The organism is Micromonospora sp. ATA51 (assembly GCF_016802855.1).
Classification (GTDB): domain Bacteria; phylum Actinomycetota; class Actinomycetes; order Mycobacteriales; family Micromonosporaceae; genus Micromonospora; species Micromonospora sicca.
Genome location: NZ_JAEVHJ010000366.1, coordinates 1 through 6,257, shown reverse-complemented (window position 1 = coordinate 6,257; position 6,257 = coordinate 1). Strand labels below are relative to the sequence as shown.

The 6,257-nt window shown below is 74.0% G+C and carries 7 protein-coding genes, 2 pseudogenes and 1 riboswitch; of the genes and pseudogenes, 4 read left to right on the top strand and 5 right to left on the bottom strand.

What is annotated here, in order from left to right:
- A pseudogene (locus JNW87_RS33145) lies at window positions 1-464 on the top strand (NAD(P)/FAD-dependent oxidoreductase); the annotation flags it as partial.
- Window positions 465-472: 8 nt separating this feature from the next.
- Here the strand turns inward: JNW87_RS33145 and JNW87_RS33140 are convergent.
- From JNW87_RS33140 to JNW87_RS33130, 3 genes are all read right to left on the bottom strand, one after another.
- Window positions 473-1,237 carry a crotonase/enoyl-CoA hydratase family protein gene (locus tag JNW87_RS33140; protein ID WP_109801901.1) on the bottom strand — a complete coding sequence of 255 codons (765 nt, stop codon included), beginning with the start codon at window positions 1,235-1,237 and terminating at the stop codon, window positions 473-475.
- A gap of 135 nt (window positions 1,238-1,372) precedes the next feature.
- Window positions 1,373-1,564 (bottom strand): DUF397 domain-containing protein, encoded by a 192-nt coding sequence (locus JNW87_RS33135; RefSeq protein ID WP_109801902.1) that lies wholly within the window; start codon window positions 1,562-1,564, stop codon window positions 1,373-1,375.
- A complete protein-coding gene (locus tag JNW87_RS33130; protein ID WP_109801903.1) occupies window positions 1,555-2,322 on the bottom strand; it encodes a helix-turn-helix transcriptional regulator in 768 nt (255 codons plus the stop codon). The genes JNW87_RS33135 and JNW87_RS33130 overlap by 10 nt, the downstream gene beginning before the upstream one ends.
- A 395-nt stretch (window positions 2,323-2,717) precedes the next feature.
- On the opposite strand from JNW87_RS33130, the gene JNW87_RS33125 reads away from it, so the two are divergent.
- On the top strand, window positions 2,718-2,966 hold the full coding sequence (locus JNW87_RS33125; protein WP_238455033.1) for a flavin reductase: 249 nt from the start codon (window positions 2,718-2,720) through the stop codon (window positions 2,964-2,966).
- 113 nt (window positions 2,967-3,079) lie between these two features.
- Here the strand turns inward: JNW87_RS33125 and JNW87_RS33120 are convergent, their stop codons facing one another.
- Window positions 3,080-3,787 (bottom strand): DMT family transporter, encoded by a 708-nt coding sequence (locus JNW87_RS33120; RefSeq protein WP_238455032.1) that lies wholly within the window; start codon window positions 3,785-3,787, stop codon window positions 3,080-3,082.
- A gap of 200 nt (window positions 3,788-3,987) precedes the next feature.
- Window positions 3,988-4,187, top strand: a riboswitch (cobalamin riboswitch).
- A 37-nt stretch (window positions 4,188-4,224) separates the two neighbouring features.
- On the opposite strand from JNW87_RS33120, the gene bluB reads away from it, so the two are divergent.
- Together bluB and JNW87_RS33110 are read left to right on the top strand one after the other, a co-directional pair.
- A complete protein-coding gene (gene bluB, locus JNW87_RS33115) occupies window positions 4,225-4,845 on the top strand; it encodes a 5,6-dimethylbenzimidazole synthase (RefSeq protein ID WP_109805285.1) in 621 nt (206 codons plus the stop codon).
- 153 nt (window positions 4,846-4,998) lie between these two features.
- Window positions 4,999-5,850 carry a Rieske 2Fe-2S domain-containing protein gene (locus tag JNW87_RS33110; RefSeq protein ID WP_109805286.1) on the top strand — a complete coding sequence of 284 codons (852 nt, stop codon included), beginning with the start codon at window positions 4,999-5,001 and terminating at the stop codon, window positions 5,848-5,850.
- Between the two features lie 133 nt (window positions 5,851-5,983).
- Here JNW87_RS33110 and JNW87_RS33105 read toward each other — a convergent pair.
- Window positions 5,984-6,257 (bottom strand): annotated as a pseudogene (locus JNW87_RS33105) (peptidoglycan-binding protein); the annotation flags it as partial.

The following is a 6,257-nucleotide window of genomic DNA, read 5'->3' as shown; positions in this document are numbered from 1 at the left end:
CACCGCCACGCGTGGCCGGCGGCCCGGCCGGGGTGGCCAGCGCGGTCGGCGGCGCGATGAGCGCCGGCGGGGCGACCGCCGCGCCGGGCAGCATCCCGCGCGCCGACTACCGAGCGCTGCCCCGGGTCACCTTCACCGACCCTGAGGTCGGCGCGGTCGGGCTCACCGAGAAGCAGGCCCGTGAGCGCGGCATCAACGTCCAGGTCGGGTACGCGGACCTCACGTCGTCCACCCGCGGCTGGATCCACAAGGCCGGCAACGAGGGCTTCATCAAGCTGATCGCCGACGCCGACCAGGGCGTGCTGATCGGCGCGACCTCGGTCGGCCCGGCCGGCGGCGAGGTGCTGTCGGGGCTGGTGGTGGCGGTGCACGCGGCGGTGCCCGTCAGCCAGCTCCGGCACATGATCTACGCGTACCCGACCTTCCACCGCGCCATCGAGGACGCCCTCCGCCAGTTGAAGTGACGCCCGGTCTAGTCCGGCGTTTCGCCGTGCCGGCCGGCGCCGGCGGTGAACCGGGCGGCGCCGCGCATCGCGTCGGTGATCAGGGACTCCATGCCGAAGGCCAGTTCAGTGGCCATCGCCTCCGGCTCCGGCAGGCCGGCGTTGGCGAGCAGCGCGGCCCGGTCGTTGCGCAGGCAGGTCTGCGGGTGCCGGGCGATCTCGGCGGCCAGCCGCTCGGCCTCCGCCCGGGCGTCACCCGGCGCGACCAGCCGGTTCACCAGGCCCATCGCGTACGCCTCCTCGGCGGGGACCGGCCGGCCGGTGAGGATCAGGTCCATCGCCCGGCTCTCACCGATCAGCCGGGGCAGCCGTACCGTGCCACCGTCGATCAGCGGGACGCCCCAGCGCCGGCAGAAGACCCCGAGCACCGCGTCGGACTCGGCGATCCGCAGGTCGCACCAGAGCGCCAGCTCCAAGCCGCCGGCCACGGCGTACCCGGAGATCGCGGCGAGCACCGGCTTGGACAGGCGCATCCGGGTGGGGCCCATCGGACCGTCACCTTCCGGCTCGACCCGGTTGCCGCTCGGCGTGCCGATGGCTTTCAGGTCGGCGCCCGAGCAGAACGTGCCGCCGGCGCCCCAGAGCACGGCGACCGCCGCATCCGGGTCCGCCTCGAAGGCGCGGAACGCGTCCGCCATGGCCCGGGCGGTCGGTCCGTCGACGGCGTTCCGGGCCGCCGGCCGGTCCAGGATCACCGTGGTCACCGGCCCGTCGTGCTCCACGCGTACGCCCATCGGGTCAGCATGCCCGCCGACGACGCCGGCACGCCAGGTTTCCGCCGCGCCGTGCTGCCCCTTCAACAGGTCAGGTCAAGGCCCGCGTTCGCTACGAAGCTGATGACGTGAACGAATCGCGGGTGTCGGCCAGCCTCAGGAGCGCTCGCGCATCTCGGCGACGAATGCCCGCCAGGCGGCCAGGGTGAAGGTGAGGGCCGGGCCGGTCGGGTTCTTCGAGTCGCGGACCGCGACCAGGCCGGGGAGGTTGTCGGCGACCTCGACGCAGTTGCCGCCGTTGCCGCTGCTGCGGCTGCTCTTGCGCCACCGGGCGCCCGTCAGCTCCATGTCTCCGCCACTTCCCTGATGAGGTCGACCGACTGCCAGTGGGACAACGCCTCGCCGCGCACGTTCTCCCACGCGGCCATTATCGCCGCGATCTCATCGACGTCGCTAACCACTTGTCCCTGGAGCTGGTTGTCGAGGTAGCCGGCGAGTCGGTGGTCCGGGCAGGCCGCGATCACGAACGGACCGTTAAGGCCGGCGTATGCGCCGACCGAGGACGGCACGACGTGGACCCGGACGTGCGGTTCGGCGCAGGCGGCAACCAGCGCGTGGAGTTGCTCGCGCATCGTCTCCGGACCACCGACGGGCCGGCGGAGAACTCCCTCGTCGATCACGGCGGTGAGCTGCGGCGGGTCCTCTCGTCGGAGGATGCCCTGGCGGGCGAGCCGAGACGCGATGTGTCGGTCGATGTCGGTCCTCGGCAGCGTGCCGGCGCCGGTGAGAACAGCTCTGGCATAGGCCTCGGTCTGCAGTAGGCCCGGCAGAACGAGGGATTCAAAAGACCGCAGCGACACCGCCTCGCGCTCGATCTCCTGCCAGGGACGGAACCAAACGGGCTCACGACGTCTTGAAGTGTCCGGCCAGATGTCCCCGACGTCCCGCCCCAGCACCTTCGCCGCCGAGATCCGATGCCGGGGATGAGGGATGCGGCCCTCGCTGAGCCACCGCCCCACGGTCTTCGGGTCCACGCCCACTCGCTCGGCGAGCGATTCGGTCGTGTGCCCGGTCTCGCCGAGCGCCACCCGCAGCGCGTCGTTCACGGTCCCTCCATCGGACGTCTCAAATATCCACCGACCATATAGCTACGCGGTGTATCTGTCCGACCACCGAAGGGAGCGTGTTGGGCAGGACGGCGCGGCCGGTGGAGGCGAGGAGCCCGGCGGTCGGCGTCAGCGCTGGGGCCGCCCCGCCAACGACGTCGGGGCGGCCCCCTCGAACCACTTCGAAGGGAGCCATCCGTGCGTTTCCGGTTCTGGCGACACCAGCCCGAGAGGTCGATCCAGGTACCTCGGCAGCGGACGCCGCTGAACGAGTGGCCGAGCTGGGCGACCCGGCCCACCCAGGTCTTTCCGGCGACCGAACCGGGCCGAGCGGGCAACCTGACTCCGGCACAGCGCTGGCGGGCCGGCGGATGGCGGCGCGACGGCGGCGGGAGGTGAGCCGCCCGTCCCGTCCGCACCTGCCGATGCGTCCGCTGTGGCGGTGCCGGGCCTGTGGCGCGGAGTGGCCCTGCCAGCCGGCCCGACTGTCCCTGCTGGTCGAGTACCGCGAGGACCGGATCGCGCTGCTGGTCTACCTGGGCACCCTGATGGCCGAGGCGAGCGCGCAGTTGTCCCAGCTCAACGGCCACGCCGCGCCGGAGAATCTGGCCGAGCGATTCCTGTCCTGGGCGCGCGCCCGGTGACTGCGCCGGGCGCGGCGGGCCGGGGTGGGGGTCAGGTGCGACGGGCCAGGGTGGCGCCGAGGGCGGCGCCCACCACGCAGCCCACCCCGAGCAGTTGCGGCCAGGCCAGCAGCTCACCCAGGAGCAGTGCGCCGACCAGCGCCGCCACCGCCGGTTCCAGGCTGAGCAGCACCGCGAAGACCCGGGCCGCAGCCGGCGCAGGGCGGCCAGCTCCGCTGAGTACGGCAGCACCGACGACAGCAGCGCCACCCCGAGCCCGAGCGCGAGGACCCGGGGGCGAGCAGCTCCGCGCCGCCCGACGCCACCCCGAAGGGGAGTACGCAGAGCGCCCCCACCGCCATCCCCGCCGCCAGCCCCCGGGTGCCCGGGACGTGTCCACTCATCGCCTTGCCGAGCAGCACGTACCCGGCCCAGCCGACCGCGATCAGCGCGCAGAGCAGCAGGCCGACGGCGTCCACCCTGACCCCGCCGAGCCCGGCCAGCAGCAGCACGCCCGTGCCGGCCAGCGCTGCCCAGAGCACGTCGGTGAACCGGCGGCTGCCCAGCAGCGACACCAGCAGCGGACCGGCGAAGCCGACGGTGACCGCCACCCCGAGCGGCACCCGCTGCAGGGCGGCGTAGAAGGCGAGGTTCATCGCGGCCATGGCCACCCCGAACGCCCCGACCAGCCCGGCCGCCCGCCAGCCCAGCCGCAGCCCCGGCCGGCTGGCCGCGAGCAGGACCAGTGCGCCAAGGCCGAGCCGCAGGGTGGTGGTGCCCCCCGGGCTGGTCGCCGTGAAGAGCTGCTTGGCGACTGCCGCGCCGACCTGCGTGGAGACCATTCCGAGCAGCATCAGCAGCGGCGGCGGTACGGCCTCGGGGCCGCCGAGCGCCGCGGTGAGCCGGGCGCCGGGTGGACCGGCAGGGGGCGGGAGGCATGCGCGTACACCCGGAACACGATGGCGGTCCGGCGGTGCGGCCGCGACCGGATTTCCCGCTCCCCGGGCCGGTCCTGCCGGCCGGGGCGGGCGCTAGCATCGGCGGCGGCACGATCATGTGAGGTGCCCCGCGCGAGCGGGGAGAATCGGGAAGCCGGTGGAAATCCGGCACGGGCCCGCCGCGGTGACCGGGGAGCCACCGTCCACGCGCGTCACGCGCAGCCACTGGCCGTACGGCTGGGAAGGCGGACGGCCAGGCGTCGATCCGGGAGTCCGAAGACCGGCCTCGCGTCAGCCTGCCCGCCCCTTTCGGGCCGGGCCGAGCGCAGCGGGAGCCTGCCTTGGATCTGTACGACGTCATCCACCGCCGTCGGGACGTACGCGCCGAGTTCACCGGGGCGCCGGTGCCGGACGACTCGCTGGACCGCATCCTCACCGCGGCGCACGCCGCGCCGAGCGTCGGCCACTCCCAGCCGTGGGACTTCATCCTGGTACGCGACCCGGAGACCCGCCGCCGCTTCCACCGTCACGTGCAGGTCGAGCGGGACACCTTCGCCGCCACCCTGGACGGTTCGGCCGCCGAGCGGTTCGCCCGGATCAAGATCGACGGGGTGCTGGAGTCAACGCTCTCGGTCGTCGTCACGTACGACCCCGCGCGCGGTGGTCCGGCCGTGCTCGGCCGGCACGCCATCGCCGACGCCGGGCTCTATTCGGTCTGCCTGGCCATCCAGAACCTCTGGCTGGCCGCCACCGCCGAGGGGCTCGGCGTCGGCTGGGTCTCCTTCTACCGGGAGCCGTTCCTGGCCGAACTGTTGGGCATCCCGGCCGGCGTCCGTCCGGTCGCCTGGCTCTGCCTCGGCCCGGTCGCCCACCTCGAGACCGTTCCCGACCTGGTCCGCCACGGCTGGCGCGCCGGTCGCCCGCTCGCCGCCGCGCTGCACGCCGACCGCTGGTCCGCCTGACGCCCGCCCCGCCGCCGCCCTCAAAATCGCGCTGTCTCCGGTCGAGCGTGATCTTGAGGACGCGCGGGTGGGCGTCGGGTGGTCCGGGTATCGGAGGGGTGATTCGTCGTCGCCGCCCGGTTTGGGGCCGCTCCTGCGGGGAAGTCGGACCGAGTGCGTGAACTGATAACGAAACTCGAACAGGCCTCCGCGCTGGACCGGGTGGGCGACCGGTTGCAGCGCGCGGTCCAGACCATCCTGCGTCCACAGCGGGTTCGCGACGCGCTGCACGGCGTCTGGCTCGGGCATCCGCTGCACCCGGCGATGGTGCAGGTGCCGGTCGGCGCCTGGATCTCCGCCGCCGTGGTCGACCTGATGCCCGGGCAGCGCCGGGCCGCCACCGCGCTGGTCGGTGTCGGTACGGTCAGCGCACTGCCGGCCGCGGTGGCCGGGCTCAACGACTGGGCCAGCCTCACCCGCGACCAGCGCCGGATCGGGCTGGCGCACGCCGCCTCCAACACCATCGGGCTGGCCCTCTACACCGGCTCACTGGCCGCCCGGCTGAACGGTCGGCACGGGCTGGGCCGGGCGCTGGCCTACCTGGGGCTCTCCGCCGCGAGCACGGGGGCGTACCTGGGCGGGCACCTGGCGTACAAGCAGGGGGCGCAGACCACCCAGAGCGTCTCCGAGCTGCACCGGATCAGCGACGGCTGGCACTCCCTGGCGGACATGGCCACGCTGCCGCAGCGGCAGCTGGTCACCCGCGAGGTGGACGACGTCTCGGTGATCCTCTACCGGCACGGTGACGAGGTCACCGTGATGCTGGAACGCTGTCCGCACCAGAGCGGCCCGCTCGGCCAGGGCGAGGTGCAGGAAATCGACGGCCACGACTGCGTGGTCTGCCCGTGGCACGGCAGCACGTTCCGGCTCAACGGCGGCGAGGTCGTGCACGGGCCGTCCGCGAACGACCAGCAGATCCTGCCGACTCGGGTGGTCAACGGCGTCCTGGAGACCCGCCTGCCCTGACTGTGAGGGTGGCGGACCCCGAAGCGACGACCGCCGCCAATCGCCGGACCGCCGCCGACCGCCGGACCGCCGGACCATCGACAGGCCGCCGACCGCCACCGGTCGCCGGGGCGGTGGGGTTCGCGGGTGCCGGTCAGTCCCTGCGGTGCCGGCCGTTGGACAGCGCCCGCCCGGCGACCCGGACGACCGGCCGCCGTCGCAGGCCGAGCACCGCGCCCATCTGCGCGCCGACGATGCTCGCCACCGCCAGCACCGCGGAAACCGCCAGCGGCCGGTTGATGCCGTCGTCGGTGATCGCCCGAGACGCTCCGGCGGCCATCGCGGGCGGTTGTCCCACCGGCCCGTCGACGTCCGGCGTGGACTGCTGCGGCCTCGCCCCGGAGGTGGGCGTACGGGGGGGCCGGGGC

Coding starts and splice junctions, on each gene's coding strand:
- JNW87_RS33140 (WP_109801901.1), bottom strand. CDS start 1,237: ATGGGCGTACGCGTGGAGCACGACGGGCCGGTGACCACGGTGATCCTG.
- JNW87_RS33135 (WP_109801902.1), bottom strand. CDS start 1,564: ATGGAGCTGACGGGCGCCCGGTGGCGCAAGAGCAGCCGCAGCAGCGGC.
- JNW87_RS33120 (WP_238455032.1), bottom strand. CDS start 3,787: ATGGTCTCCACGCAGGTCGGCGCGGCAGTCGCCAAGCAGCTCTTCACG.